27 protein-coding genes are annotated in these 25,651 nt (G+C 62.7%); 13 read left to right on the top strand and 14 right to left on the bottom strand.

What is annotated here, in order from left to right; all coding sequences use genetic code 11:
* Nucleotides 1-366 precede the first annotated feature (366 nt).
* Both lepA and H8S34_RS04960 read right to left on the bottom strand, forming a co-directional pair.
* Nucleotides 367-2,175: a translation elongation factor 4 gene (lepA, locus tag H8S34_RS04965; protein ID WP_101692579.1), complete on the bottom strand. Its 1,809-nt coding sequence runs from the start codon at nucleotides 2,173-2,175 to the stop codon at nucleotides 367-369.
* 147 nt (nucleotides 2,176-2,322) lie between these two features.
* A complete protein-coding gene (locus H8S34_RS04960) occupies nucleotides 2,323-3,024 on the bottom strand; it encodes a helix-turn-helix domain-containing protein (RefSeq protein ID WP_101692578.1) in 702 nt (233 codons plus the stop codon).
* A 249-nt stretch (nucleotides 3,025-3,273) separates the two neighbouring features.
* Here H8S34_RS04960 and pta point away from each other — a divergent pair, with 249 nt between their 5' ends.
* From pta to H8S34_RS04930, 6 genes are all read left to right on the top strand, one after another.
* Complete coding sequence (gene pta, locus H8S34_RS04955) at nucleotides 3,274-4,251, top strand: phosphate acetyltransferase (RefSeq protein WP_186963204.1); 978 nt, start codon at nucleotides 3,274-3,276, stop codon at nucleotides 4,249-4,251.
* 180 nt (nucleotides 4,252-4,431) lie between these two features.
* Nucleotides 4,432-5,760 carry an aminotransferase class I/II-fold pyridoxal phosphate-dependent enzyme gene (locus H8S34_RS04950; protein ID WP_186963203.1) on the top strand — a complete coding sequence of 443 codons (1,329 nt, stop codon included), beginning with the start codon at nucleotides 4,432-4,434 and terminating at the stop codon, nucleotides 5,758-5,760.
* Nucleotides 5,761-5,810: 50 nt separating this feature from the next.
* Nucleotides 5,811-6,134, top strand: coding sequence for a cyclic-di-AMP receptor (locus tag H8S34_RS04945; protein WP_101692575.1), 324 nt, complete (start codon nucleotides 5,811-5,813; stop codon nucleotides 6,132-6,134).
* Between the two features lie 2 nt (nucleotides 6,135-6,136).
* Complete coding sequence (locus H8S34_RS04940) at nucleotides 6,137-7,144, top strand: DNA polymerase III subunit (RefSeq protein WP_186963202.1); 1,008 nt, start codon at nucleotides 6,137-6,139, stop codon at nucleotides 7,142-7,144.
* A gap of 14 nt (nucleotides 7,145-7,158) precedes the next feature.
* Entirely contained in the window at nucleotides 7,159-8,451 is a 1,293-nt protein-coding gene (locus H8S34_RS15425) for a regulatory iron-sulfur-containing complex subunit RicT (protein WP_186963201.1), read from the top strand.
* 72 nt (nucleotides 8,452-8,523) lie between these two features.
* Nucleotides 8,524-9,081: a sugar O-acetyltransferase gene (locus tag H8S34_RS04930; RefSeq protein ID WP_101692573.1), complete on the top strand. Its 558-nt coding sequence runs from the start codon at nucleotides 8,524-8,526 to the stop codon at nucleotides 9,079-9,081.
* A gap of 157 nt (nucleotides 9,082-9,238) precedes the next feature.
* Here H8S34_RS04930 and rnhA read toward each other — a convergent pair whose 3' ends face one another.
* The 10 genes from rnhA to dnaA form a co-directional block, all read right to left on the bottom strand.
* Nucleotides 9,239-9,676 (bottom strand): ribonuclease HI, encoded by a 438-nt coding sequence (rnhA, locus tag H8S34_RS04925; RefSeq protein WP_101692572.1) that lies wholly within the window; start codon nucleotides 9,674-9,676, stop codon nucleotides 9,239-9,241.
* Nucleotides 9,677-9,687: 11 nt separating this feature from the next.
* Nucleotides 9,688-10,086, bottom strand: a complete 399-nt coding sequence (locus H8S34_RS04920; protein WP_101692571.1) for an SHOCT domain-containing protein — start codon at nucleotides 10,084-10,086, stop codon at nucleotides 9,688-9,690.
* A 6-nt stretch (nucleotides 10,087-10,092) separates the two neighbouring features.
* Entirely contained in the window at nucleotides 10,093-12,645 is a 2,553-nt protein-coding gene (gene gyrA, locus H8S34_RS04915) for a DNA gyrase subunit A (RefSeq protein WP_279287836.1), read from the bottom strand.
* A gap of 67 nt (nucleotides 12,646-12,712) precedes the next feature.
* Complete coding sequence (gene gyrB / locus H8S34_RS04910; protein WP_101692570.1) at nucleotides 12,713-14,656, bottom strand: DNA topoisomerase (ATP-hydrolyzing) subunit B; 1,944 nt, start codon at nucleotides 14,654-14,656, stop codon at nucleotides 12,713-12,715.
* A 123-nt stretch (nucleotides 14,657-14,779) separates the two neighbouring features.
* Entirely contained in the window at nucleotides 14,780-15,046 is a 267-nt protein-coding gene (gene remB, locus H8S34_RS04905; protein WP_101692569.1) for an extracellular matrix regulator RemB, read from the bottom strand.
* A 4-nt stretch (nucleotides 15,047-15,050) separates the two neighbouring features.
* Complete coding sequence (locus tag H8S34_RS04900; RefSeq protein WP_101692568.1) at nucleotides 15,051-15,374, bottom strand: Tat pathway signal protein; 324 nt, start codon at nucleotides 15,372-15,374, stop codon at nucleotides 15,051-15,053.
* 26 nt (nucleotides 15,375-15,400) lie between these two features.
* Complete coding sequence (gene recF, locus H8S34_RS04895; RefSeq protein WP_186963200.1) at nucleotides 15,401-16,507, bottom strand: DNA replication/repair protein RecF; 1,107 nt, start codon at nucleotides 16,505-16,507, stop codon at nucleotides 15,401-15,403.
* The gene (locus H8S34_RS04890) at nucleotides 16,504-16,716 is read right to left on the bottom strand and encodes an RNA-binding S4 domain-containing protein (RefSeq protein WP_101692566.1); all 213 of its coding nucleotides are present in this window, start codon (nucleotides 16,714-16,716) and stop codon (nucleotides 16,504-16,506) included. The genes recF and H8S34_RS04890 overlap by 4 nt, the downstream gene beginning before the upstream one ends.
* A gap of 59 nt (nucleotides 16,717-16,775) precedes the next feature.
* Entirely contained in the window at nucleotides 16,776-17,888 is a 1,113-nt protein-coding gene (dnaN, locus tag H8S34_RS04885) for a DNA polymerase III subunit beta (protein WP_186963199.1), read from the bottom strand.
* Nucleotides 17,889-18,209: 321 nt separating this feature from the next.
* Nucleotides 18,210-19,538 (bottom strand): chromosomal replication initiator protein DnaA, encoded by a 1,329-nt coding sequence (gene dnaA, locus H8S34_RS04880; protein WP_101692564.1) that lies wholly within the window; start codon nucleotides 19,536-19,538, stop codon nucleotides 18,210-18,212.
* A gap of 394 nt (nucleotides 19,539-19,932) precedes the next feature.
* On the opposite strand from dnaA, the gene rpmH reads away from it, so the two are divergent.
* From rpmH to H8S34_RS04850, 6 genes are all read left to right on the top strand, one after another.
* Nucleotides 19,933-20,067: a 50S ribosomal protein L34 gene (gene rpmH, locus H8S34_RS04875; protein ID WP_087261554.1), complete on the top strand. Its 135-nt coding sequence runs from the start codon at nucleotides 19,933-19,935 to the stop codon at nucleotides 20,065-20,067.
* Between the two features lie 144 nt (nucleotides 20,068-20,211).
* A complete protein-coding gene (gene rnpA, locus H8S34_RS04870) occupies nucleotides 20,212-20,559 on the top strand; it encodes a ribonuclease P protein component (protein WP_101692563.1) in 348 nt (115 codons plus the stop codon).
* Complete coding sequence (gene yidD, locus H8S34_RS04865) at nucleotides 20,556-20,774, top strand: membrane protein insertion efficiency factor YidD (RefSeq protein WP_101692562.1); 219 nt, start codon at nucleotides 20,556-20,558, stop codon at nucleotides 20,772-20,774. The genes rnpA and yidD overlap by 4 nt, the downstream gene beginning before the upstream one ends.
* Before the next feature lie 69 nt (nucleotides 20,775-20,843).
* Nucleotides 20,844-22,277 carry a YidC/Oxa1 family membrane protein insertase gene (locus H8S34_RS04860; protein WP_101692561.1) on the top strand — a complete coding sequence of 478 codons (1,434 nt, stop codon included), beginning with the start codon at nucleotides 20,844-20,846 and terminating at the stop codon, nucleotides 22,275-22,277.
* 3 nt (nucleotides 22,278-22,280) lie between these two features.
* Complete coding sequence (gene jag / locus H8S34_RS04855; protein ID WP_186963198.1) at nucleotides 22,281-23,054, top strand: RNA-binding cell elongation regulator Jag/EloR; 774 nt, start codon at nucleotides 22,281-22,283, stop codon at nucleotides 23,052-23,054.
* Nucleotides 23,055-23,305: 251 nt separating this feature from the next.
* The gene (locus H8S34_RS04850; protein WP_186963197.1) at nucleotides 23,306-23,647 is read left to right on the top strand and encodes a hypothetical protein; all 342 of its coding nucleotides are present in this window, start codon (nucleotides 23,306-23,308) and stop codon (nucleotides 23,645-23,647) included.
* Nucleotides 23,648-23,711: 64 nt separating this feature from the next.
* Here H8S34_RS04850 and spoIIID read toward each other — a convergent pair whose 3' ends face one another.
* Together spoIIID and H8S34_RS04840 are read right to left on the bottom strand one after the other, a co-directional pair.
* Nucleotides 23,712-23,969, bottom strand: a complete 258-nt coding sequence (gene spoIIID / locus H8S34_RS04845) for a sporulation transcriptional regulator SpoIIID (protein ID WP_101692558.1) — start codon at nucleotides 23,967-23,969, stop codon at nucleotides 23,712-23,714.
* A 105-nt stretch (nucleotides 23,970-24,074) separates the two neighbouring features.
* Nucleotides 24,075-24,782, bottom strand: a complete 708-nt coding sequence (locus H8S34_RS04840; RefSeq protein ID WP_186963196.1) for an ATP-binding protein — start codon at nucleotides 24,780-24,782, stop codon at nucleotides 24,075-24,077.
* A gap of 112 nt (nucleotides 24,783-24,894) precedes the next feature.
* On the opposite strand from H8S34_RS04840, the gene H8S34_RS04835 reads away from it, so the two are divergent.
* Nucleotides 24,895-25,560, top strand: a complete 666-nt coding sequence (locus tag H8S34_RS04835; protein WP_186963195.1) for a Crp/Fnr family transcriptional regulator — start codon at nucleotides 24,895-24,897, stop codon at nucleotides 25,558-25,560.
* Nucleotides 25,561-25,651 lie beyond the last annotated feature (91 nt).

The following is a 25,651-nucleotide window of genomic DNA, read 5'->3' as shown; positions in this document are numbered from 1 at the left end:
CCCTCCGTGCACCCCCGGCGGAGACGGCAGACCAGCGTCCGCAGAAGTGCGTACTCCCGACTTCGACTGCCGTCGGGAGAGAGCAGCTTAAAACACCACCAGGCTCACCAAGTACCTCATAGGCAACCGCCATTGCCTTTGGCCCACCGCACTTTTGCAATTGCAGCGACTTGAGCCCAGCCCGTTGGGGCGTACTTGGAGGGGGCGCCGGGGGATACCTCCCCCGGCCCGTTCTTTCCCACCGCTTTCTTACGGAAAAGAAAGCGGTGCCCCCGCCGGGCAGGCGGTTCCCTCCAAATAGGCGTTCTCTATACCAGCCCCGGAAACCAAAAAGAGAGCCGCCCATCAGGGCGGCTCCCAATCTTCTTATTCCTCGTCCAGCTTGAGCACAGCCATAAAGGCCTCGGTGGGTAGCTGCACCGACCCCAGAGAGCGCATCTTCTTCTTGCCCTCTTTCTGCTTTTCCAGCAGCTTTTTCTTTCGGGTGATGTCGCCGCCGTAGCACTTGGCCAGCACGTCCTTGCGCATGGCCCGGACGGTCTCACGGGCGATGACCTTGCCGCCGATGGCAGCCTGGACCGGCACCTCAAAGAGCTGACGGGGGATGTTGTCCTTGAGCTTCTCGCAGATGCGGCGGGCACGCTTGTAGGCCTTCTCCTTATGCGCGATGAAGGAGAGGGCGTCCACCTGCTCGCCGTTGAGGAGCATATCCACCTTGACCAGCTCGCTGGGCCGGTAGCCCTCTACCTCATAGTCCAGAGAGGCATAGCCCTTGGTGTTGGCCTTCAGGGCGTCAAAGAAATCATAGATGATCTCGTTGAGGGGCATGGAGTAGTGGAGCTCTACCAGATTGGTGTCCAGATACTGCATGTCCTTGAACTCCGCCCGGCGCTCCTGGCACATGGGCATGATATTTCCCACGTAGTCGGGGGGCGCGATGATGGAAACCTTGGCAAAGGGCTCCCGCGCCTCCTCAATGTGGGCGGGGTCCGGGTAGTTGTGGGGATTGTCCACCTGTACCACGGTGCCGTCGGTCTTGGTGATCTCGTAGATGACCGAGGGCAGAGTGGTCACCAGATCCAGGTCGAACTCCCGCTCCAGCCGCTCCTGGATGATCTCCATATGGAGCATGCCCAAAAAGCCGCAGCGGAAGCCGAAGCCCAGGGCGGCGGAGGATTCCGGCTCAAAGGAGAGGGATGCGTCGTTGAGCTGGAGCTTTTCCAGCGCGTCCCGCAGATCGGGGTACTTGGAGCCGTCCTCGGTATACACGCCGCAGTACACCATGGCCTGGGCGGGCCGGTATCCGGGCAGGGGCTCGGCGGCGGGATGCTCCACGCCGGTGATGGTGTCGCCCACCCGGGTGTCCTTCACGTTCTTGATGGAGGCGGTGAAATAGCCCACTTCGCCGGCCGACAGGCTGTCGGTGGGCTCCAGCCCCAGGGGACGCAGGCAGCCGCACTCGATGACCTCGTAGGAGGCACCAGAGGCCATCATCTTGACCTTCATCCCGGTGCGGATGGTGCCCTCCATGACCCGGAAATAGACGATGACTCCCCGATAGGCGTCATACTGGCTGTCAAAGATCAGAGCCTTGAGGGGGGCATCCGGATCGCCCTTGGGGGCGGGGATGTTGTGGACGATGTCCTCCAGCACTGCGTCGATGTTGAGTCCCACCTTGGCCGAGATCTCGGGTGCGTCCATGGCGGGCAGGCCGATGACGTCCTCGATCTCGTGCTTGACCTTCTGGGGGTCGGCGGCGGGCAGATCGATCTTGTTCACCACCGGGCGGATCTCCAGGTCGTGCTCCAGGGCCAGATAGGTGTTGGCCAGGGTCTGAGCCTCGATTCCCTGGGCGGCGTCCACCACCAGGATGGCGCCCTCACAGGCCGCCAGCGAGCGGGAGACCTCATAGTTGAAGTCCACGTGGCCGGGAGTGTCGATGAGATTGAGCTCATATTCCTCCCCATCCTGGGCCTTGTAATTGAGCTTGACCGCCCGGGCCTTGATGGTGATGCCACGCTCCCGCTCCAGATCCATGTTATCCAGCAGCTGGCTCTCCATCTCCCGCTGGGAGACGGCGTCGCACTTCTCGATGAGCCGGTCGGAGAGGGTGGATTTCCCGTGGTCGATATGGGCGATGATACTGAAATTGCGGATCTTGCTCTGGTCGCGCATATACAGAAACCTCCGTCTAAATGTCCGCGCGGGGCCTTTGGGCTCCGGCGGCGTGTATCCCGCCACGGCCGGATGTTCCGCCGTTTTGGAGAGAAAACACCGGCCTTCCGGACACGTTCCGGAGGCCGATGCGGTATTTTATGACCCTTATTTTATCGTTTTCCGCTCCTGGACGCAAGCGGTAATCCGCCCGCCCGTATTGTGGATGATCTGGAGCAGAGACTGGTAGGTGCCCGGATAGTTCTCCATCAGGGCGTCGTGGTTCATGCTGGGGAACTCGCCCTTCTCCCTGCGGTGCTCCTCCAGAGACTCCACATAGGCACACTGGGCGTAGATGAGATCGCTCTGGGCCACGCCCGCGGTAAAGGACAGCGGAGGCACGGCAAAAAAGTCCTCATTCTGGGTGCCGGGTGCCCGGTAGAGATGGCGGAAGAGGGTATAAATGGCGGTGGAGAGATACTCCGCCGCGGCCTTGACCGCCCCCTTGCAGCCCGTCTTACCCAGCAGGTCAAAGAGGACGCTGATGGAGTTGACCAGCAGCTTCTTGTTCAGGGTGGCCACGATGCTCCCGTGGAGCACATTGTCCTTCTCGGTAGAATAGTCATACAGCTCGTCGGGCGAGACGATGGTGGCACCGTTTTTGGTCAGGGTGCGGCCCAGCAGAAAATCCGCCGACACGTTGTAGTAGTCACAGGCCCGCGTCACAAAGGCAAGTCCCGGCTCCCGCACGCCGTTCTCATAGTGGGACAGCAGGGCCTGGCTGATCCCCAGATCCTTGGCCGCGGCGCGCTGGGAGATCCCCTTCTCCTGACGCAGCAGGGAAAGGCAGCGGGAAAAATCCGAATGCATAGTCGATACCCCTCTCAAAATCGCAAAAAAGTAACCAAAAAAGAGGATCTTCCACTCCTGCACAGCAGGTTTTACCGGAGAAATCCAAAAAACAGCGTGTATAGTATAGCGTAGTAAATACAAAAAGTAAAGGGGTATTTTCTTGGATTTTTTCGTTTTTGTCCATTGTGAAGATTCCTGAAAATGGTGTATAATAGGTAACACCATATTTAAACCCCTATGAACCAACTTTATGGAGGCGTTACGACAATGTTTGGCAAGCTAATCGCAAAGCTGAAAGCAAACCCCAAGAAGATCGTCTTTACCGAGGGTACCGATCCCCGCATCCTGGAGGCCAGCGCCCGTCTGCTGGCCGGTACCTGGCTGACCCCCGTGCTGGTGGGCAACCCCGATGAGGTCCGCGCTGCCGCTGAAGAGGCCGGCTTCAACATCCGCGGCGCCGAGATCGTGGATCCCGAGACCTATCCCCGCATGGAGGAGATGGTCCAGAAGATGGTGGAGCTGCGCAAGGGCAAGATGACCGAGGAGCAGGTCCGCGGCTACCTGAAGAAGGGCAACTACTTCGGCACCATGCTGGTGAAGATGGGCGAGGCCGACGCTCTGCTGGGCGGCGCCACCTACTCCACCGCCGACACCGTGCGTCCCGCCCTGCAGCTCATCAAGACCAAGCCGGGCAACAAGATCGTCTCCTCCTGCTTCATCATGGTCCGTCCCTCCGCTACCGGCGGCAACGAGGTCCTGGTGATGGGCGACTGCGCCATCAACATCAAGCCCACCGAGGATGATCTGGTGGAGATCGCCCTGGAGGCCGCTCAGTGCGGCAAGATCTTCGGCGTGGATCCCCAGGTCGCCATGCTGTCCTACTCCACCCTGGGCTCCGGCGCCGGCGAAGACGTGGACAAGGTCCGCAACGCCACCGCCAAGATCCGCGCTGCCGCTCCCGATCTGCCCGTGGAAGGCGAAATCCAGTTCGACGCCGCCGTGTCCCCCAACGTGGCCCGCACCAAGTGCAAGGACTCCAAGGTGGCCGGTCACGCCAACACCTTCATCTTCCCCGACATCAACGCCGGCAACATCGGCTACAAGATTGCCCAGCGTCTGGGCAGCTTCGACGCCTACGGCCCCATCCTGCTGGGTCTGAACGCCCCCATCAACGACCTCTCCCGCGGCTGCAACGCCCAGGAGGTCTACTCCATGGCCATCATCACCGCCGCTCTGGCCGACTAATTTTACACTTTGGGAGCACTCCATTTGGAGTGCTCCCTTTTTCTCTTTTTCAATGGAACATTAGTTTTACACTTTTCCCCCAAGTTTTCCACATGCAAATGTGGAAAACTTTCTTTTCTTTTGGGAAGGGCTGTGCTATAACCATATCAAATGCCATTTTTCTCACAGGAGGTCCCCCCCATGAACCAGACGCCCCTCTGCGATGCCCTGCGCCGCTTTGCCGGACAGCGCCCCCTGCGAATGCACATGCCCGGCCACAAGGGCCACTTTCTCCCCCTGCCGGAGCTCTCCCCCGCCGCGGCCCTGGATGTGACCGAGCTCCCCCCCACCGGCAACCTCTTTGAGTCCGGCGGTCCCATCGAGGCCGCCGAGGCCCTCTGGGCCCGCACCTTTGGCAGCGCACACTGTCTTTTCCTCACCGGCGGCTCCACCCAGGGCGTCCTCTCGGCCTTTACCCTGGCCTGCCGCCCGGGGGACCAGGTCCTGGTGGACCGGGGCTGTCACCGCTCGGCCTTCAACGCCATGGCCCTGTTGGATCTCCACCCCCACTACCTCTTCCGCCCCTGGCTCCGGGAGGGCGAGGTCACCGGCCCCATCTCTCCCCGGGACCTGGAGGAGGCCCTGGAGGCCAACCCCGCTGTCCGGGCCGTGTGCGTCACCTCCCCCACCTACTACGGGGTGTGCTCCGATCTGCCCGCCCTGGCCCGGGTCTGCCATGCCCACGGGGTGCTGCTCCTGGTAGACGGGGCCCACGGGGCCCATCTGCCCTTTCTGGAGGACCGGAGCCTGGCCGCGGCTGACGTGGCGGTGGTCTCGGCCCACAAGACCCTGCCCGCTCCCGGGCAGTCCGCCCTCCTCTTCTCCTCCCGCTTCTCCCTGGACGAGCTGCGCCGGGCGGCCTCCCTCTACGGCAGCTCCTCCCCCTCCTACCCCATGATGGCCGCCCTGGATGCCGCCCGGGCCTGGATGGAGGAGGAGGGCCGCGCCGCTCTCCGGCGCACCGCCGAGCAGGTGGCCCGCCTGCGCCGCCGCTTCCCCGCCCTCACCCTGGAGCAGGCCCCCTTGGACCCCACCCGGCTGGTCCTCCGCTGCGCCGACGGCTTTGCCGCCGAGAAGGCCCTGCAAGACCTGGGGGTCTACCCCGAGATGGCCGATGCCCGCCATGTGGTCTTCATCTGTACCGCCGCCGACACAGAGGCGGATTTTGCCCGGCTGGAGGAAACCCTCGCCGCCGTGTGGGCCCATCAGCCTCCCCTCTCTCAACTCCCGCCCCTGCCCCCGGCCCCGGCGCCCGAGCAGGCCCTCTCCCCCCGGCAGGCCCGCTTCTCCTCCACCCGTTCCCTCCCCGTCGGCGCGGCCCTGGGGGAGATCGCCGCCTCCCAGGTGGCACCCTATCCCCCGGGCGTCCCCGTTCTTGCCCCGGGAGAGCGTGTAACGAAAAAAACTATCGCATATTTATCGCAAATAGGTTATAATATGGAGAAAGACATGGAAGTGGTTCTCCCCTGACGGTGTGTGGCCCGGGGCCCCCTGTCTTTTATTCCGAGGAGGGATTACTTATGAAACTGATCCTTGCAATCATCAACCATGACGACGCCAATGCGGTCACCCAGTCTCTGACCAAGCACGGGTTCTCTTCCACCAAGCTGGCCACCACCGGCGGCTTCCTGATGGCAGGCAACGTGACCATCCTGGTGGGCGTGGACGAGGAGAAGGTCCAGTCCGTCATTGACATCATCAAGGAGCAGTCCCATAGCCGCAAGCAGATGATCCCCACCACCTCTGAGATGAGCTACGGCTACTATCCCAGCATGCCGGTGGAGGTCGTGGTGGGCGGCGCCACCATCTTCGTGGTGGACATCGAGCGGTTCGAGCGCGTGTAAGGATGGATCTCCACGCGCTGGCGGGCAACGGTCCCCTCAAGCGGCAGCTGGACCTCCAGACTGCCCGGCGGGGCCTCTCCCACGCCTACATTCTCAGCGGCCCGGCGGGCTCGGGCAAGCGCACCTTGGCCGCTCTGCTCTCGGCCGCGCTGGTGTGCTCCGGTCCCGCGGAGCAGGCCCCCTGCCTGCACTGCTCGGGCTGCCGCAAGGCCATGGGCGGCATCCATCCGGACATTGTGCGCGCCGGGGCGGAGGGCGACATCAACGTGGCCCAGATCCGCGCCCTGCGCGCCGACGCCTATATCCGGCCCAATGAGGCCGCGCGCAAGGTCTATCTGCTGGAGCGCGCCCATACCATGAATCCCAGCGCCCAGAACGCCATGCTCAAGCTGCTGGAGGAGGGACCGCCCTACGCGGCTTTTCTGCTGCTCACCGAAAACGCGGCCGCTCTGCTCCCCACCGTGCGCTCCCGGTGTGAGACCCTGACCCTCTCCCCCGTCTCTCTGCCAGAGGCGGAGGCCTTTTTATATGCCCGCTATCCCCAGCGCAGCCGGGAGGAGCTCTCGGCCGCCGCCCGGCGGTGTGAGGGCCTGCTGGGACGGGCTGTGGCCGAGCTGGAGGGAACGGCCGCCGTGGACTCCCGCCTGCGGGACACTGCCCTGCTGCTGGCCCAGCGTCTCTCCGCCGGGGACGAGCTGGCCCTGGCCGAGCTGTGCATTTCCCTGGAAAAGTGGGAGCGGGACGATCTGGCCGCCCTCATGGGGGAGACTGTGCTCCTCCTGCGGGACGCGCTGGTCCAGCGTGCCGGGGCCGGACAGGAGGAAGACCCCCAGCGCCGCGCCGCCGCGGCCTCCCTGGCGTCTGCCCTCTCCCCCCGGGCTATGCTGGAGGCCATCCGGGTCCTGGAGGAGCTGCGCACCGCCTGCGGCTTTTACGTCGGCGCAGGTCATCTGGCCGGGTGGCTCTGCGCCCGCCTGGCCTCCATCCAAACGGCGCAAATTACCAGATAGATGAGGTTCCAACTATGACGGAAATCATTGGCGTCCGCTTTAAGAGCGGGGGCAAACAATACTATTTCGATCCAAAGGGCACCCAGGTCCAGGCCGGACAGGGGGTCATCATCGAGACCTCCCGGGGCGTGGAATACGGCGAGTGCGTTCAGGCCAACACCATGGTGGAGGACTCCGCCGTGGTGCAGCCTCTGCGTCCCCTGGTCCGCATCGCCACCCCCAAGGATCTGGAGACTGTACGGCGCAACCATGAAAAGGAGGAGCGGGCCTTCCGCATCTGCCAGGAGAAGATTGCCGACCACGGGCTGGACATGAAGCTGGTGGACGTGGAATACAACTTTGACGGCAACAAGATCCTCTTTTTCTTCACCAGCGAGTGCCGGGTGGACTTCCGGGCCCTGGTAAAGGATCTGGCCAGCGTGTTCCACACCCGCATCGAGCTGCGCCAGATCGGCGTGCGGGACGAGGCCAAGATGCTGGGCGGTCTGGGCATCTGCGGGCGGCCCTTCTGCTGCTGCGGCTTCCTGGACGATTTTCAGCCCGTCTCCATCAAGATGGCCAAGACCCAGAGCCTCTCCCTCAACCCCACCAAGATCTCGGGCACCTGCGGCCGGCTCATGTGCTGCCTGAAGTATGAGCAGGACGCCTATGAGGACGCCGTCAAGCGCATGCCCAAGAACGAGTCCTTTGTGGAGACCCCCGACGGCGTGGGTACGGTCTCGCAGGTCAACCTCCTGCGGGAGACCGTGAAGGTCCGCCTGGATGACGAGCCGGAAAATCCCCGCTGCTATCACAACTGTGAGATCTGCGTGGTCCGCAACGGCAAGGGCAAGCGGCCCGAGGGCTATGTAGCCCCGCCCCCCGAGGAGTTGGCCAAGCTCCGCAAGGTGACCGCTCCCCCCGAGAGTGAGGAGGACCGTCTCTCTGCCGCCCTGGCCAATCTGACCCTGGCAGAGGAGCCCAAGCCCGCTGCCCCGGCTCCGGAAGAGGGCAGTGAGGGCGAGAAGCGTTCCCGCCGCCGCCGCTCCCGGAGCAAAAAGCCCGCACAGGCAGCCAAGCCCCAGGGGGAGGAGGCGCCTGCCAAGGAGGCCCGCGGGGACAAGCCCCGAACGGAGCGGCCCGCCCGGCCCCCCAAGCCAAAGAGTGAGCGGCCCGCCCCGGCCAAGGAGGCAAAGGAGCACGCCGAGTCTGCACCCGCCCAGGAGGGCGGCGAGGGACAGGAGAGCACCAAGAAGCCCCGCCGCCGGTACCGCCGTCCCCGTGGAAACCGCCCCAAGGGTGAGGGCGGCGCACCCAAAGCCGAATGATTCTTCCCGCTGCGCTCCGCCCTCCCGGTGGAGCGCAGCGTTTCTCTTAACTTCAACGGAGGAGGAACTCCCATGACGGAACAGGAAAAAATGGCCTCCGGCCTGCTCTACGACGCCACAGACCCCGCTCTCGAGGCACAGCGTAGCCGCTGTAAGGAGCTGTGCCACCAGGCAAACCAGATCCCCCCGCTCCAGCAGCAGGCCAGAAATGCCCTCCTGCGCACCATTCTGGGCCGCACCGGCACACACTTTACCATCGAACCCTCCTTCTGGTGTGACTACGGCTATCACATCACCCTGGGGGAGCACTTCTATGCCAACCACAATCTGGTCATTCTGGACTGCGCCCCGGTGACCTTTGGGGATAACGTGTTCATCGCCCCCAACTGCGGCTTCTATACCGCCGGACATCCCATGGACCCCGCCACCCGAAACGCCGGCCTGGAGTGGGCCAAGCCCATCACCGTGGGCGATAATGTGTGGATCGGCGGAGGAGTCACCGTGCTCCCCGGCGTCACCATCGGCAGCAACAGCGTCATTGGTGCGGGAAGCGTGGTGGTCCATGACATCCCGGAGGGTGTTGTGGCCGTGGGCAACCCCTGCCGCCCCATCAAACCGGTGGAAGGGTAAGATACCAAGAAAAAGAGAGGATCGTCCAAAAAGACGATCCTCTCTCTTTTTCTTCGCTTAGGATAGCGAGCCTACCCGGCGGGGGCACCGCTTTCTTTTCCGTAAGAAAGAGGGGTTCCCGCCGAATAGGCGCGCTCCCGCGGGCAGGCGCCCTCCCCTACCGGAATTTCCGGCTCTCGGCCACCGCCAGCTCGTCACAGCGGTTGTTGAAGGGATTCTCGGCGTGGCCCTTCACCCAGTGGAGATGGACCGTATGATAGTCACACAGGTCCAGCAGCACCGCCCACAGGTCGGAATTGAGGGCGGGCTTCTTGTCGGACTTCACCCAACCCCGGGCACGCCAGCCCTTGGCCCAGCCCTTTTCCAGGGCGTCCAGGACATATTTCGAGTCGGAATAGAGATCCACCTCACAGGGCTCTTTCAGCGCCTGGAGGGCCGTGATGACTCCGGTGAGCTCCATGCGGTTGTTGGTGGTCTGGGCCTCACCGCCGGAGAGCTCCTTCCTGTGGGGGCCATACTGGAGGATGGCCCCCCACCCGCCCGGTCCGGGATTTCCGGAACAGGCTCCGTCCGTATAGATGGTCACTTGCTTCATGAAAACTCCTCTTACAGATCCCGGAGGACCTCCTGCCGCTTCTGCTCATACTCCTCCGGGGTGATGAGCCCCTCGTCCCGGAGGGACTGGAGCTTGCGCAGGCGCTCCTCCGCCTGCTCCGGCTGTTCCGGGACGGGCGGAGCGGAAGGCTCCACGGGGGCGGCCTGAGGCGCGGCGGGCTTTGCAGCGGCCGGGGCAGTGGGCGCATTCCGTCCCACCCGGCGGCTCTTGATGAGGGCCCGGTAGAGGTCCACCAGGGCAATGGCCCCGGCGGCCACCACCCACACCACGCCGAACATTCCCAGCTTAGGCACGCCGTAGATGGCGCCCAGTACGGCCAGCACCGCCATGATGAGCCCTTCCACCAGGGCCTGCTTGGCCCCCCGGCTCATGGTCTTCTTTTCACGCATATCCGATTACTCCTCCGTCTCCTGGGGAGCGGCCTTCGGAGTGCTCTCGCCCTCCTCACCGGCAGGCGGGAGAACGGTCTCCTCCTCCTCTTCCCGCTCGGTGCGGGCGATGGAGATGACCTTCACACCCTCGCTCAGATTCATGACCTTCACGCCCTGGGCGGTACGGGAATAGACGTTGATGCCCACGGCATGGGTGCGGATGATGGTGCCGTCGTCCGAGATGATGAGGATGTCGTCATTCTCGTTGACCACCTTCATGGCCGCGATGGGTCCGGTCTTGTCGGTGACTTGGTAGCCCTTCAGGCCGTAGCCGCCGCGGTTCTGGGGTCCGTCAGCGCGGATATACTCGTCCATCTCGGTGCGCTTGCCAAAGCCGTTCTCGGTGATCATGAGCACCTGGTGGTCCCGCTTGGCCCGGGCGGCCGCCACCACATAGTCCCCGTCCCGCAGCTTGATGCCGCGCACGCCGTAGGCGTCCCGGCCCATGCAGCGCACGTCGGTCTCCTTGAAGCAGATGGCCATACCCTCGTGGGTGACGATGAGCACGGCCTGCTCCCCGTCGGTCTCCCGCACGGCGATGAGCTCGTCCCCCTCGTCCAGGGTGATGCAGCGGATGCCCGCCTTGCGGGCGGTGTTGATGGAGGAGAGCTGGAGCCGCTTGACGGTGCCGTTGCGGGTCACCATGACCAGATAGCGGTCCTCCGGGAACTCCCGCAGGTGAATCATGGCGGTGACCTTCTCGTCGCTCTCCACGGGCAGGACATTGACGATGTTGGTGCCCTTGGCGGTGCGGCCCGCCTCCGGGATCTGATAGCCCTTCTTCCGGTGGACCCGGCCCTTGTTGGTGAAGAAGAGGATGAAATCGTGGGTGGAGGCGGTGAACACGGTCTCCACCATGTCCTCCTCCTTGAGGGTCTGGGCCGAGATGCCCTTGCCGCCCCGGCGCTGAGCCCGGTAAGTGGAGGCGGGCAGACGCTTGATGTAACCGGCGGAGGTGAGGGTAAAGACGCACTCCTCCTCCTCGATCAGGTCCTCGATGTCGATGTCGTCCTCCACGAAGCCGATCTCGGTCTTGCGCTCGTCGCCGTACTTGTTGCGGATCTCGGTGAGCTCCTCCTTGAGGACGCCCCGGAGCATCTGCTCGTTGGAGAGCAGCTCGTTATAATAGGCGATCTTCTTCATGAGCTCGGCGTACTCGGCCTCCAGCTTCTCCTTCTCCAGGCCCTGGAGCCGCTTGAGCTGCATATCCAGGATGGCCTGGGCCTGGACCTCGTCCAGGCCGAACCGCTCCATCAGCTTCTCCTTAGCGTCATCGTACCGGGAGCGGATGATGCGGATGACCTCGTCGATGTTGTCCTGGGCAATGAGCAGGCCCTTGAGGAGATGGGCCCGCTCCTCCGCTTTGCGGCGGTCAAAGATGGTGCGCCGGGTGATGACCTCCTCCTGGAAGGCGATGTACTCGTCCAGGATCTGGCGTAGGGTGAGGATCTTGGGCTGCTTCTGGTTGTTGACCAGAGCCAGCATGACGATGGCAAAGGTGGTCTGCATCTGGGTCTGGGCAAAGAGCCGGTTGAGCACCACCTGGGGATTGGCATCCTTCTTGAGCTCGATGACGATGCGCATGCCCTTCTTGCCGTCCGACTCGTCCCGCAGGCCGGAGATTCCCTCCAGACGCTTGTCGTGGACTTGGTCGGCGATATTCTCCACCAGGCGGGATTTGTTCACCTGATAGGGCAGCTCGGTCACGATGATGCGGGTACGGTTGTTGCCGAACTCCTCCATCTCGGTGCGGGCGCGCACCCGGATGTGGCCCTTACCGGTGGCGTAGGCCGCCCGGATGCCGCTGCGGCCCATGATGATGCCCTTGGTGGGGAAGTCGGGGCCCTTGATGTGCTCCATGAGGTCGTCCAGCTCGGCCTCGGGGTTGTCCAGCACGCAGATGGTGGCGTCGATAACCTCCCGCAGGTTGTGGGGCGGGATGTTGGTGGTCATGCCCACGGCGATGCCGGAGGAGCCGTTCACCAGAAGGTTGGGGAAGCGGGAGGGGATGACCCGGGGTTCCTTCAGGGACTCGTCAAAGTTGGGGTCCCAGTCCACGGTCTCCTTCTCGATGTCCCGCAGCATCTCGTTTGCGATCTTTGCCATGCGGGCCTCGGTGTAACGGTAGGCGGCCGGGGGATCGCCGTCCACCGAGCCGAAGTTTCCGTGGCCGTCCACCAGAGGATAGCGCATGGAGAAGTCCTGGGCCAGACGGACCAGGGCGTCATAGACGCTCTGGTCGCCGTGGGGGTGGTACTTACCCAGCACGTCGCCCACGCAGGTGGCCGACTTCTTGAAGGCCTTGTCGCTGGTCAGGCCGCTCTCATACATGGAGTAGAGAATGCGCCGGTGGACAGGCTTGAGGCCGTCCCGCACGTCGGGCAGGGCCCGGCCCACGATGACCGACATGGCGTACTCGATGTACGCGTCCTGCATCTCATGCTCCAGATTGATCTCCACGATCTTCTGATCGGGAAAGGTGATATCTTTGGTCTGATAATCGTTATTGCTCGCCAAAAAGCTCAACTCCGTTCAAGAGATAGATGGTTCCGGCGGGGCTTTCCGCTCCCCGCCGGGCTGGGCATCAGTAGTCCAGGTTCATGGCCTTGCTGGCATTGCGCTCGATATACTCCCGGCGGGGCTCCACCTTCTCGCCCATGAGGAGGGTGAAGATCTCGTCGGCCTTGACGGCGTCTGCCATAGTGATGCGCTTGAGGGTACGGGTCTGGGGGTTCATGGTGGTCTCCCACAGCTCATGGGGGTCCATCTCGCCCAGGCCCTTGAAGCGGCTGATCTCCACCTTCACGTTGGGATTGCCGCCCCGCATCTCAGCGGAGATGGCATCCCGCTCCTCATCGGAGAAGGCCACACGGGTGGTCTTGCCCCGCACCAGCTTGTACAGGGGGGGCACAGCGGCGTACACATAGCCCTTGTCGATAAGGGGGCGCATGAAGCGGAAGAAGAAGGTCAGCAGCAGCGTGCGGATGTGGGCGCCGTCCACGTCGGCATCGGCCATGATGACCACCTTGTGGTAGCGGAGCTTCTCAGCGTCAAAGTCCTCCCCGATGCCGGCGCCCAGGGCGGTGATGACGGGGGTGAGCTTGTCGTTTCCGTAGACCTTGTCGGCCCGGGCCTTCTCCACGTTGAGCATCTTGCCCCACAGGGGAAGGATGGCCTGGAAGCGGGAGTCCCGGCCCTGCTTGGCGCTGCCGCCGGCCGAGTCACCCTCGACGATGTAGATCTCAGTGAGAGAGGCGTCCCGCTCATAGCAGTCGGCCAGCTTGCCGGGGAGGGTGGCCCCGTCCAGAGCGTTCTTCCGGCGGATGTTCTCCCGGGCGCGGCGGGCAGCCTCCCGGGCCCGGTTGGCGGTCATGGCCTTCTCCAGGATGATCTTGCCCACGGCGGGGTTCTCCTCCAGGTACTCGGCCAGGCGGTCCGAGACGATGGAGTCCACCAGGGTACGGATCTCGCTGTTGCCCAGCTTGGCCTTGGTCTGGCCCTCAAACTGGGCGTTGGTAAGCTTGACCGAGATGACGCAGGTGATGCCCTCGCGGCAGTCCTCGCCGGAGACCTTGTCGTCGTTTTTCAGGATGCCCTTCTGCAGGCCGTAGTTGTTGAGCACCCGGGTCAGAGCGGTCTTGAAGCCGGTCTCGTGCATGCCGCCCTCCGGGGTGTGGACGTTGTTGGCGAAGGAGACGATGTTCTCGTTGTAGCCGTCGTTGTACTGGAAGGCCACCTCGGCCATGGCGTCGTCCTTCTGGCCGGCAATGTAGATCACATCACCGTGGAGGGGGGTCTTGTTCCGGTTGATGTAGGTCACAAACTCCCGGATACCGCCGGCGTAGTGCATGGTGTCTTCCTGCTCCTGCCCGGGACGCTCGTCCGCGGTGCGGATGCGCACGCCGGCGTTGAGGAAGGCCTCCTCCCGCATGCGGGTGTGGAGGATATCGTAGTCGTACACCGTGTCCTCGAACATCTCGGGGTCGGGCTTGAAGGTGACCACTGTGCCGTGGCGGTCGGTCTCCCCCACTACGGTCATGTCCTGGGTCACATGGCCCCGGGAGAACTTCATCTCATAGATCTTGCCGTCCTTGTGGACCTGGACCTCCAGCCACTCCGAGAGGGCGTTGACCACGCTGGCACCCACGCCGTGCAGGCCGCCCGAGACCTTGTAGCCGCCGCCGCCGAACTTGCCGCCGGCGTGCAGGATGGTGAACACCACCTCCAGGGCGGGCTTGCCGGTCTGGGGCTGGACATCCACGGGGATACCGCGGCCGTTGTCGGTGACGCGGATCACGTCCCCCTCCTGGATGGTGACCGAGATATCGTCACAGTAGCCGGCCAGGGCCTCGTCGATGGCGTTGTCCACGATCTCGTACACCAGATGGTGCAGGCCGGAGGAGGAGGTGGAGCCGATATACATGCCCGGGCGCTTGCGCACCGCCTCCAGACCCTCCAGGACCTGGATCTCGGAGCCGGTGTACTCGTGGTCCACCTGGGTCGAATTCAGTTCCAGTTCTTCAGACATAATGTAAAACCTCCAGTTTGGGATGGGAAATAACAAAACACGGGAAGCGCTTCCGGGAGAGCTCCCCGGAATCGCGCTTCCGGATAAAAGGGGCGCGCCGCCCCGTTGGGGGCAGAACGGACCTCAGGTATCAAAGGTATTGCTCTCGGCCCGGCGCAGCAGTGTGGCCGGCGAGAGCTGGGAGATGTAGACGGTCCGCCTGCCGTCCCTCCCCACGCAGAGCACGAAGGACTTGGGCAGATCCTCGGACACGTTGACCACCCGTCCCTCCTTCTCGGCCCGGGTGAGGAAACTGCGGGTGCGGTGAGAGGCGGTGGTGTTGTCCAGATCAAAGATCCCCACCACGTCCCGGAAGGGGACCACCACGGACTGGCCCAGATGCAGATACACGGCGCTATTCCTCCTCTACAATTCGGGGACTCCAGCGGCGGCGGAAGATCCGCCAGCCCAGCGCCATACCCAGCAGGGCAAAGAGGGCGGGCACGCCGGGAAACAGAATGATCTGGGTCAATGGGGAGACCTGCTGGCTCTGCCAGAGGCGCCAGCGCCCCGCCCCGATGGCCCAGGCGATCCCCAGCAGCCCGAGGGGCGGAAGGAGGCGTAAGAGCCGCAGCAGACGCCATCCCCGTCCCGTCTCCCGCATGGTGAGGCGGCAGACGGTATATTCCAGCGCCGCCCCCAGCAGCAGGGGCAGCAGCGTAAAGAGCACTAGGATCATATTGCGTTCCTCTCTCCCGGCGAGGGCTAGTCGGCCAGCGCGCCGGCGCGGATGTGGAAGGTCCTCCCCTCCCCCAGGCCGTCCAGAGCCTCCTCCTCACAGCAGGTGATGAAGACCTGTCCGCCCCGGATGCGCCGGAGCACGAAGTCCCGCCGGCGCTGGTCCAGCTCGGAGAGCACATCGTCCAGCAGCAGCACTGGCCACTCCCCCATGTCCTCCTGGTGGAGCTCCCGCTCGGCCAGCTTGAGGGAGAGGGCCGCGGTGCGGGTCTGTCCCTGAGAGGCAAACTGCTTGGCGCTGCGCCCGTCGATGGAGACCAGCAGGTCGTCCTTGTGGGGCCCGGAGAGACAGGTGCGGCTCTCCAGCTCGGCCCGGCGGTGGCTCTCCTGGTGCTCCAGCAGCCTGGGATAGATCTCCCGGGTGGGGATCAGGGGGTCCGCCACCGTCTTGACCGTCTCATAGGAGAGGGTCATCTTCTCCCGCTCCCCCGAGAATTCCGCGTGGATGGGGGCGGCAAACTGGGCCAGCTTGCGGATAAAATGGGCCCGGTAGTGGATCAGAATCGCCCCGCAGCGGGCCATGCGGTCATTGAACTCGGGCAGCAGGTCCAGGAGAGAGGGCTTCTCCTCCCAGTCCCGGAGGATGCGCCGCTTGTGCTCGTGGAGACGGTTATACTCGGCCAGGGCGGCGGCATACCGGGGGCGCAGCTGACAGAGGGACTGGTCCAGAAAACGCCTGCGCTCGGCGCTCCCGGCCCGGATGAGCATCAGGTCCTCCGGACAGAAGAGCACGGTGTGCAGCCGCTCGGACAGCTCCCCCGCCGTCTTGAGCCGCACGCCGTTGGAGGTCATCCGCCGGCGCCGGCCCCGGGTCAGCTGTACCTCCACCTTGAAGTCCCGCCCCCGGCTCTCCAGCTGGGCGCAGATGCGGGCGGAGGGAACGTCGAAGCCGATGAGCTCCCCCTCGCTCCTGGCCCGGTGAGAGGGCGCCCCGGAGAGGTAGCGTACCGCCTCCAGCAGATTGGTCTTGCCCTGGGCGTTCTCCCCGTAGATCACGTTGACGCCCGGGGCGAAGTCGGCGGAAAAGGAGCGGTAATTGCGAAACCCCTCCAGCTCCAGGGTGCGGACCATCATCGCACGGTCAGCCGGTCGTTCCGCAGCTCCACGGTGTCACCGGGACGCAGCTTCTTGCCCCGCATGGTGCAGACCTCGCCGTTGACCCGCACCAGGCTGTCCTGGATCAGGTTCTTGGCCTCTCCACCGGTGGACACGGCCCCGGCAAACTTGAGAAAGGCCTCCAGTTTGATGAATTCAGTGGTAATGGCTACTTCCTTTTCTTGCATGTGTGCTTCCTTTCTCCTGCACGGGACTGCATAATTATGCGTCCCCGTGCGGCTCTCCCTTACTCCCCGGCCTTCAGGCGGACGGGCAGGACCATATACAGAAAGTTTTCTTCTCCCTCGGCGGGCAGGATGACGCAGGGGGACACGCTGGTGGTCAGCTCCAGCCGGACCCGGTCGGCGGGGGCCGCCTTCAGGGCGTCCATGAGATAGCGGTTGTTGAAGCCGATCTCCAGACCGCCGCCGTCCCCGTCGATGGGGCACTGGTCGGCTGCGTCTCCAATGGCCGTTTTTGTACTGATTTTCAGCATATTTTGCTCAAAAACGCAGCGAAGTGGGCTTTTTAGTTTATCACTGATGATGAGGGAGACACGGTCGATGGAGGAGAGGAGGGCACGGGTGTCTCCCTCTACCTTGATGGAATTGTTGCGGGGGATGGCCTGGCGGTAGGCCAGGAATTCGCCCTCCAACCGGCGGGAGACCAGCATGGTCTCCCCCACTTTGAACATGACATGGCGGGCACCCTGGGTGATCGAGGCCGGTTCTTCCACATCGGAGCAGATTTTTTCCACCTCAGAGAGGGCGGCGCCGGGCACAACAAAGGAAAATTCTTCCGCTCCTTCCTTTTTTTCGATGCTCTCGTGCCGCAGGGCCAACCGGTAACCGTCCACCGATACGATGGTGAGGCCGTCCTGGCCCACTTCAAAGAGGGAGCCGGTGTGGATGGGGCGGCTCTCGTTGTCGCTGACGGCAAAGAGGGTCTGGGAAATCATGGATTTTAGCTTATTTTGCCCAATTTCCAGGGAGTTTTGGTACTCAACAGTGGGAAGTTCTGGAAATTCTTCCGGGTCGGTGCCCAGAATGTTGAATTCGCTCATGCCGCATTTGATGTTGACCATGTAGTGCTCGGCGGTAAATTCTACAATGTCGTCGGGGAGCTTACGAATGATCTCCCCGAAAAGACGCGCCCCCAGGACGAGGGTACCCTTGGCGCGGATTTCGGCGGGTACGGTGGTGCGGATACCGGTTTCCAGATTGTAGCCGGTGAGTCTGAGTTCCTGATCGGCTTCTAACAGGATACCTTCCAGAGCTGGAATGGAGCTCTTTGGAGACACAGCACGTGACGTTGTGCTGATGGCTGCCTGAAGAAGGGCTTTTTCGCAGGAGAATTTCATTGAGATGGGACCTCCGTTTCGGTGCTCCTGGCCTCCGATGGGGAGAAAAGGAGAGGGTAATAAGTTCGTAGTAATAGCAGTAGGGGAAAATTATGTGGAAAAGTGGATGTTTTGCTTGCGGCGCTAAGATTTGCCCGTCCACAGGGGGTGTGGATAAAAAAGGGGGCTTTCCACACTCCTTTTGGGCGGCCGCAGGTTTTCCACAGGGAATTGTCCACAAGCCCACAATTTGCGGTGGAGATGTGGAAAAGTGGAAAATCGCCGCGGCGGCGGGCCGCCGCTCCCTCCACACAGTGGGTCTGCGGGGTGGAAAAGGGGGCTTTAATTGTCGTAGCGGGCGTTGATATTGGAGTTGAGATCTTTGATGATCTCGGCCACCTCGGGGTTAGTCTTCATGAGTTTTTCCACCCGGTCGATGGAGTGCATGACGGTGGTGTGGTCCCGGCCCTCAAATTCCTTACCGATCTCCTTGAGGGAGAGATTGGTCATGCGGCGGATCTGGTACATGGCGATCTGCCGGGCGAGCGCGGTGTCCTTGGTGCGGCCCTGTCCCCGGAGGGCGTCGTTTTCGATGTTATAGAACTTGCACACCTCTTCGATGATGACATCGGGAGAGGGGAGAAAATCGGCCTTGTCCTTGCACATGTCCCGGACGGCGCGGATGACGGTGTCCACGTCCACGCTCTCCCCCATCAGCTCCTGGAAGGCCAGGATTTTGTTGACGGTGCCCTCGATCTGGCGTACATTGGAGGTGATGTTGTCCGCGATATACTGGAGGACGGGCTCGGGCAGGTTCATGCCCCGGCGGATGGCCTTGTTTTTGATGATGGCCACCCGGGTCTCGTAGTCGGGGGGCTGGATGTCCACGGGCAGGCCCCACTCGAACCGGGTGCGCAGCCGGTCGTCCAGGCGCAGCATCTCCTTGGGGGGACGGTCTGCGGTAAAGACGATCTGGCGTCCGGCCTCATAGAGGGTGTTGAAGGTGTGGAACATCTCCTCCTGGGTAGACTCCCGTCCGGCGATGAACTGCACGTCGTCCATGAGGAAGACGTCGGCAGAGCGGTATTTCTCCCGGAATTCCTCGTTGCGGCCCTCCCGGATGGCTTGGACCAGCTCGTTGGTGAAGGTGTCCCCCTTCAGGTAGATGACCCGGAAGTCCGGGTGGTTCTGGTGGATCCGGTGGGCGATGGCGTAGAGCAGGTGGGTCTTGCCCAGACCGGATTCCCCGTAGATGAAGAGGGGGTTATAGCTGTGGGCGGGGTTTTCGGCCACGGCCAGGGCGGCGGCGTGGGCAAATTTATTGGAAGAGCCCACGACGAAGCGCTCAAAGGTATAGTCCTCGGTGCCGGGCATGAAGGAGCCGTCGTCCACCGGCTTGGCGGTCTCGGTGAACTCCTGCAGCTCGCCCTCGCCCAAGACCACCACGTCAAATTCGGAGGAAAAGAGCTCGTGGAGGGCCTTTTTGATGGAGGGAAGATAGCGGGAGAGGATGATGTCCCGCTTGAAATTGGAGGGTGTGTGGAGGACGAAGCGGTTGGCGTCCAGGGAGACGGCCTTGGCGTCGTCGAACCAGGTGTTGATGGTGGTGGCGGTCATGTCCGCCTCCATGAGGGAGAGTATTTTAGCCCAGACGTCCGCTGGAGAATTCATGAGTAAGACCACCCCTTGGGGGAGAAATGGGAGGGCCCGGAGGCCGGAAGGGTCCATTTCCCCAATTCTATATGTTGACATTTTATTATACCAGACAAACCGCAGCAAGGCAACGAGTTTTCCACATATACCTTTAAAATAATAAATAGGGTTGTGGAAAACTGGATCAGCGGGTACAAGATATAGCGTGGATGTGGAAAAGTGGAAAAAATGAAGCCCAAAAAGACAGAAAAATGGTGTTGACAGGGCATTTCTTCATACGCTATAATACAGATTGCACCATGTCCTTATCTGGTGTAAAGCATTTTTCCTTTTGACGACCGCGGCCGGAATCCGGCCGTTGTGGCGGGCAGGTGGAAAACCTGCCAGAATAAGTACAGGAGGTGTACCGGAAATGGTTCGTACCTATCAGCCCAAGAAGCGCCAGCGCTCCAAAGTGCACGGCTTCCGTAAGCGCATGGCCACCGCGAATGGCCGCAAGGTGCTGGCTCGTCGCCGCGCCAAGGGCCGCGCCCGTCTGTCCCACTAAGCTGGAACAGCTCGCGCTCCGGGAAACAAACGGCATAGCGTCATAACAAGGGGCGGGGGAGTTTCATCCCACCGCCCCTGCGTAGCATCATGGGGAAAAGAGGCTGGTCCTCCCTTCCCCGGGAAAGAAAAAAGGGGAAGCGCCGTGAAAGATACCGTCTCGCTCAAATTGAACCACGAATTCCGTCGGCTCTACAGCAAGGGAAAGTCGGCGGTCTCGCCCTGTGTGGCGGTGTACTGCCGCCGGAACAAGCTGGGGAAGAACCGGCTGGGCCTGACCGTGGGGACCAAGGTGGGCAAGGCGGTGGTCCGCAACCGGACCCGCCGCCGCATCCGGGAGGCCTACCGGCTCCATGAGGGGCAGTTCCAGGTGGGCTATGACATCGTGGTGGTGGCGCGGGTGCGTGCCTCCTTTGCCCGTTATCGGGAGATCGAGCGGCAGCTTCTCAAGACCATGGATAAGCTGGGACTGGTCCGGAGGGAGAGCGTATGAAGGGTCTCCTTTTGGCCCTGATCCGCTTTTACCGCGCTAACATTTCCCCGCTGCGTCCCCCCTGCTGCCGGTTTATCCCCACCTGCTCGGCCTATGCCCTGGAGGCGGTGGAGAAGTACGGCGCGTGCAGGGGGGGCTGGCTTGCCCTGCGCCGGATTTTGAAATGTCATCCCTTTCACCGGCAGAAGAGCATCCAGTATGACCCCGTTCCCTGAGCCGTTTGTCTTCCAAATGTATCCCAGCGCCCCCATCCCGCGCGTGACTATCACTTTGGAGGCTGACACATGAAAATTCTCCTCTCCCCCTTTGTATGGGTGCTTAACACGTTTTATCAGATGACGGGCAGCTACGGCCTTGCCCTCATCCTCTTTGCGCTGGTGGTGAAGATCATCCTCTTCCCCTTCCAGCTCAAGGGCAAGAAGAGCATGATCCAGATGAACATGCTCTCCGGTCAGATGCAGAAGCTGCAAAAGCAGTACGGCAAGGACCGGGAACGCTACAACGCAGAGGTACAAAAGCTCTATGAGCGGGAAAAGGTCAACCCCATGGGCGGCTGCCTGTGGTCCTTTATCCCCCTGTTCATCCTGCTGCCCCTCTACTCCATCATCCGCGAGCCTCTGGTCTACCTGATGAACGTGGATGTAGACAATCTGAGCGCCATCGCCGATGTGCTCAACTGGGGCCAGGTGGCCTTTGACCAGAACTGGATCAAGACCGCCGGCGAAGCCTTCAACAACGGCGGCTATCATCAGCTGTACCTGTCCTCCCTCATTACCCCGGAAAACATGGCGGCGGTCCAGGCCGTGGCCGGGGAGGGCGCCAATATCTTCCCCATCAACTTTGACTTCCTGGGCATCTTCAACCTGGCTCTGGTGCCCCAGCTCAAGTTCTGGACCATCAGCGGGGGCTTTGCCCTGTTCCTGCTGCCCGTAATCTCCGCGGTGTCGGGCTTCATCTTCTCCCTGATCTCCCAGAAGACCAACGCGGTGAACAAGCAGTCGGCCGACGCCCAGAACAACCCCACCATGAAGACCATGCTCATCACCATGCCTCTGATCTCCCTGTGGATCGGCTTCTCCATGCCCGCGGCCCTGTGTCTCTACTGGATCATCCAGAACCTGCTCTCCATGGTGCAGGAGTTCATCTGCGGCAAGATGCTCAAGAAGGACTACGAGGAGGCCGCCGCCAAGGCAGCCGAGCGGGAGCGCCTGGAGAAGGAAGAGGAAAAGGAGCGCAAGCGCCTGGCCGCGGAGGAGCGGGCCCGCCGCATCGAAGAGGCTAAGCACGCCAAGGGCAAGAAGAAGAAGGAAATCCTGGAGTCCATGGAAAAGGACAACAAGGATACCGCCGTCATCTCGGTCAGCGGCATCGGACTGCGCTCCTATGCCCGTGGCCGGGCCTATGACCCCAACCGCTTCAGCCCCGACGGCCCCACCCCCTACCACGATCCCGACCGGGACTGGGACAACGCCAAGCAGGCCCAGGACACCCAGGAGGAGAAGAAGTCCCTCTTCGGCCGCAAAAAGAAGGCTGAGGAGCCGGTACAGACTCCCGTGGTGGAAGAAGAGAAACCTGTGACGCCTGTGGAGGAGCCCAAGATTTCCACACCGGAGACTCCCGCGGTGGAAAATGAGTCCGCAGACGATGTGGCCGAGGCGCCCTATGCCCCGGAGTCCGAGGAGGAGACTTCCCCGGAAGACGACAGCAAGGAGGGATAAGCCGTGCTGAAATGGATTGAGAGCACCGGCAAGACGGAGGAGGCCGCCGTAGAGGCGGCCCTGGCCAAGCTGGGCCTGGACCGGGACGATGTCTCGGTGGAGGTCCTGGAGCGGGCCAAGTCCGGTTTTCTGGGCATCGGCAGCTGCCCTGCCAAGGTGAAAGTGACCTATGAGGCCCCGGACGAGGTAGAGGAGGCCCCCGTGGTTTCCGCTCCTCCCGTGGAAGAGGTGGTCCCGGCCGCTGCCCCGGTACAGCCTGAGCCTGTGGCTGAGCCTGTCCCCGCGGCGGAGCCTGCTGCCGACCTGAGCGGCGATGAGGCGGCCGAGCGGATCCACAGCTTCCTCACCGGCCTGCTGGCCCATATGGGTGCGGAGGCCACGCCCCGCATCGAGCTGGACGAGCGCGGCAACTACCAAGTGGAGCTGGTGGGCCACAACCTGGGGGCCCTCATCGGCCGCCGGGGTGAGACCCTGGACGCCATCCAGCAGCTCACCGTCTATGCCGTCAACCGCGGCCTGAACAAGCGGGTACGCATCCATCTGGATGCCGAGCACTACCGTGCCAAGCGGGAGGAATCTCTGGAGCGTCTGGCCAACAAGGTGGCCGGTAAGGTGGTCAAGTACCGCCGCAACGTCACTCTGGAGCCCATGAACGCCTATGAGCGCCATGTGATCCACACTGCGCTTCAGGACTACCCCGACATCACCACCTACTCGGTGGGCACTGAGCCCAACCGCCGTACCGTGGTGGCTTACAGCCGGGGCGAGCACCGGTAAGTAAATTTGCAGCAAGAGGCGGGACCCGTTTCGGGTCCCGCCTTTTCCACAGGTAAGCAGAAAAAAGTGGACAATACCGGGGAAATCCCTCTTGCAAGAATCGAACGTATGTTGTATAATCTTGTCGAACAAAAGTTCTTTTTGCCAAAGGGGAACAAAGTGCCCCGCTGCCGCGTCCAAAAGGAAAAGGCCCCGCCCGGGACAGACGGAGGACCGGGGCAGCGCGCAAGGGCCACGCAGGAGGGATCGGTATGGAGACAACCTATCTGAGTATGGATGCCCGCTATGTGACGGTCTTTCGCGGGGTAGAGGAGCAGGCCAGCGGCGGGGATCGGGTATGTTTTACCCGGCGGTCCCGCACCCCCTCCTGCGCCCCGTCTCCTGACGGGAAGGTGGTGGACCTGGCGGCCTACCGCCGCCAGCTGGAGTGCGCCTCAGAGCCCGAGGAGGCCCCTTCTCTGCCCACCCCCATGCGGGAGGAAATACCGGCCCGCAGCCGCCCGTGGAGTGAGCGGGTAGGCCTGGTGCTGGATCTGTGCGCCACCGGGGCCATCCTGTGTCTGACGGTGGGCGTGCTGCTGTGCTGCCTGTAAAAGAGAAGACCATACGGAACAAGAGAACGCCGCCGGCAGATGCCGGCGGCGTTCTTTCTGGTGTTCATACTTGGTGGGCGTGGCGGTACTTCTCCCGGGTGGCAATTCCTCCCCGGATGTGCCGCTGGGCCTTGTTCTCGTCCAGCACGCGCTTGACCTGGTGGTAGAGCGGCCGGTTAAACCCGGGCAGACGTTCGCTCAGGTCCTTGTGTACCGTGGATTTGCTGATGCCAAACTTCTGGGCGGCGGCACGGACAGTGGCCTTATGCTCGATGATGTACAAGGCCAGCTGTACGGCCCGCTCTTCCATGTTTCCCTTCACATAGCAACAACTCCTCTGCGCTTGCAGATGCACAGCTAACTATATGTGAAAGGAGCGGGGAGTATGTGGAAAACCAGGAAGCGTTTTTGGAAACGTGCGGAGAGATCAGGGCAGGATCTCGCCCTGGGTGGAGATGGTCACCACCTGCCAGGGGAGAAATTTGCCGCTGCGCTGGAGGGCCTGCTTGACCGCCAGTTCGATCCCGCCGCAGCAGGGGACCTCCATGCGCACCACGGTGACGCTCTGGATGTCGTTGTTGGCCAGAATTTCGGTGAGCTTTTCGCTGTAATCCACGCTGTCCAGCTTGGGACAGCCCACCAGGGTAATTTTTCCACGGATGAAGTCCCGGTGGAAGTTGGCGTAGGCGTAGGCAGTGCAGTCGGCGGCCACCAGGAGCTTGGCCCCGTCCAGCCAGGGGGCCCGGGTGGGGACCAGCTTGATCTGGACCGGCCACTGCATGAGCTCACTCTCCTGCTGGGCGGGAGCAGGCGCGGCCGTCCGAGCCGGACGGGAGAGGGACCGGGCGGCGCTGCCGGGACAGCCACCGGGCAGGGGTGCAGACTGGGCGGCCTTGGCGGCCGCCTGCCGAGCCAGAACAGCGGCCTGGTCGTAGGGGACGGCTTCCCGCTCCACAAAGGTGATAGCATTGACGGGACAGGCGGGCAGGCAGTCCCCCAGACCGTCGCAGTAGTCGTCCCGCAGCAGGCGGGCCTTGCCGTTTACCATGCCGATGGCCCCCTCGTGGCAGGCCTTGGCGCAGGCTCCGCAGCCGTTGCAGGCCTCCTCGTCGATGTGAATGATCTTGCGGACCATAGTGATTTCCTCCCTCAGCGATGGGCGGCTTCGCCGCCTTTTTCTTGACTTTGTGCTCTGAGTATACTATGGTAAGAGAAAAAAAGCGGTTGGAAATCCAACGGAGGTAATTATGGAATCATTGGCAGCATCCCTTCTCCCCTGTCCCCTCTTCCGGGGCGTGTCCGCCGGGGAGCTCTCGGCTATGTGGAACTGTCTCCAGGCCCGGTCGGCACACTATGAAAAGGGGTGTATGATCTGGGAGGAGGGCCGCGCTGTACGGGAGGTGGGCGTGGTGCGCTCTGGAGCAGTACACATCCTGCGGGACGACTTCTGGGGCAACCGGAGCATCCAGGGGCAGGCCGGGCCCGGCGACCTTTTTGGAGAGGCCTACGCCTGCGGGGAGGAGCCCCTGGGGGTCAGCGTCCAGGCGGTGGAGGAGAGCGAGATCGTCTTCCTGGATGTGGAGCGGATTCTGACGGTGTGTCCCTCCTCCTGCCCCTTCCACGCCCGGCTGATCCACAATCTGGTGGGCGTGCTGGCCCAGAAAAACCGTCTGCTCAGCAGCAAGATCGACCAGGTCTCCCAGCGCACCACCCGCAGCAAGGTCCTCGCCTATTTGTCCTGGCAGGCCCAGCGGGCGGGAACAGCCCGCTTTGCCATTCCCTTTGACCGGCAGGGGCTGGCCGACTACCTGGCCGTGGACCGCAGTGCCCTCTCCGCTGAGCTGGGGAAAATGCGTCGGGAGGGGATCCTGGACTTTCACAAGAACCTCTTTGAGTTGAAGGAAGAGCCGTAATTACGCCTACTAGGCGGGGGCATTTGCTGCGCTCGCTGCGCGGGCCGCCTGTTCGGCGGGAACCCCTCTTTCTTTTCAAAAAGAAAGAGGG

This window comes from Pseudoflavonifractor hominis, assembly GCF_014288125.1.
In the GTDB taxonomy this organism is placed as follows: domain Bacteria; phylum Bacillota; class Clostridia; order Oscillospirales; family Oscillospiraceae; genus Pseudoflavonifractor_A; species Pseudoflavonifractor_A gallinarum.
The sequence above is the reverse complement of the archived record's forward strand: the minus strand, read 5'-3'. Positions and strand labels throughout refer to the sequence as shown.

Coding starts and splice junctions, on each gene's coding strand:
- lepA (WP_101692579.1), bottom strand. CDS start 2,175: ATGCGCGACCAGAGCAAGATCCGCAATTTCAGTATCATCGCCCATATC.
- H8S34_RS04960 (WP_101692578.1), bottom strand. CDS start 3,024: ATGCATTCGGATTTTTCCCGCTGCCTTTCCCTGCTGCGTCAGGAGAAG.
- pta (WP_186963204.1), top strand. CDS start 3,274: ATGTTTGGCAAGCTAATCGCAAAGCTGAAAGCAAACCCCAAGAAGATC.
- H8S34_RS04950 (WP_186963203.1), top strand. CDS start 4,432: ATGAACCAGACGCCCCTCTGCGATGCCCTGCGCCGCTTTGCCGGACAG.
- H8S34_RS04945 (WP_101692575.1), top strand. CDS start 5,811: ATGAAACTGATCCTTGCAATCATCAACCATGACGACGCCAATGCGGTC.
- H8S34_RS04940 (WP_186963202.1), top strand. CDS start 6,137: ATGGATCTCCACGCGCTGGCGGGCAACGGTCCCCTCAAGCGGCAGCTG.
- H8S34_RS15425 (WP_186963201.1), top strand. CDS start 7,159: ATGACGGAAATCATTGGCGTCCGCTTTAAGAGCGGGGGCAAACAATAC.
- H8S34_RS04930 (WP_101692573.1), top strand. CDS start 8,524: ATGACGGAACAGGAAAAAATGGCCTCCGGCCTGCTCTACGACGCCACA.
- rnhA (WP_101692572.1), bottom strand. CDS start 9,676: ATGAAGCAAGTGACCATCTATACGGACGGAGCCTGTTCCGGAAATCCC.
- H8S34_RS04920 (WP_101692571.1), bottom strand. CDS start 10,086: ATGCGTGAAAAGAAGACCATGAGCCGGGGGGCCAAGCAGGCCCTGGTG.
- gyrB (WP_101692570.1), bottom strand. CDS start 14,656: ATGTCTGAAGAACTGGAACTGAATTCGACCCAGGTGGACCACGAGTAC.
- H8S34_RS04900 (WP_101692568.1), bottom strand. CDS start 15,374: ATGATCCTAGTGCTCTTTACGCTGCTGCCCCTGCTGCTGGGGGCGGCG.
- recF (WP_186963200.1), bottom strand. CDS start 16,507: ATGATGGTCCGCACCCTGGAGCTGGAGGGGTTTCGCAATTACCGCTCC.
- H8S34_RS04890 (WP_101692566.1), bottom strand. CDS start 16,716: ATGCAAGAAAAGGAAGTAGCCATTACCACTGAATTCATCAAACTGGAG.
- dnaN (WP_186963199.1), bottom strand. CDS start 17,888: ATGAAATTCTCCTGCGAAAAAGCCCTTCTTCAGGCAGCCATCAGCACA.
- dnaA (WP_101692564.1), bottom strand. CDS start 19,538: ATGAATTCTCCAGCGGACGTCTGGGCTAAAATACTCTCCCTCATGGAG.
- rpmH (WP_087261554.1), top strand. CDS start 19,933: ATGGTTCGTACCTATCAGCCCAAGAAGCGCCAGCGCTCCAAAGTGCAC.
- yidD (WP_101692562.1), top strand. CDS start 20,556: ATGAAGGGTCTCCTTTTGGCCCTGATCCGCTTTTACCGCGCTAACATT.
- H8S34_RS04860 (WP_101692561.1), top strand. CDS start 20,844: ATGAAAATTCTCCTCTCCCCCTTTGTATGGGTGCTTAACACGTTTTAT.
- H8S34_RS04850 (WP_186963197.1), top strand. CDS start 23,306: ATGGAGACAACCTATCTGAGTATGGATGCCCGCTATGTGACGGTCTTT.
- H8S34_RS04840 (WP_186963196.1), bottom strand. CDS start 24,782: ATGGTCCGCAAGATCATTCACATCGACGAGGAGGCCTGCAACGGCTGC.
- H8S34_RS04835 (WP_186963195.1), top strand. CDS start 24,895: ATGGAATCATTGGCAGCATCCCTTCTCCCCTGTCCCCTCTTCCGGGGC.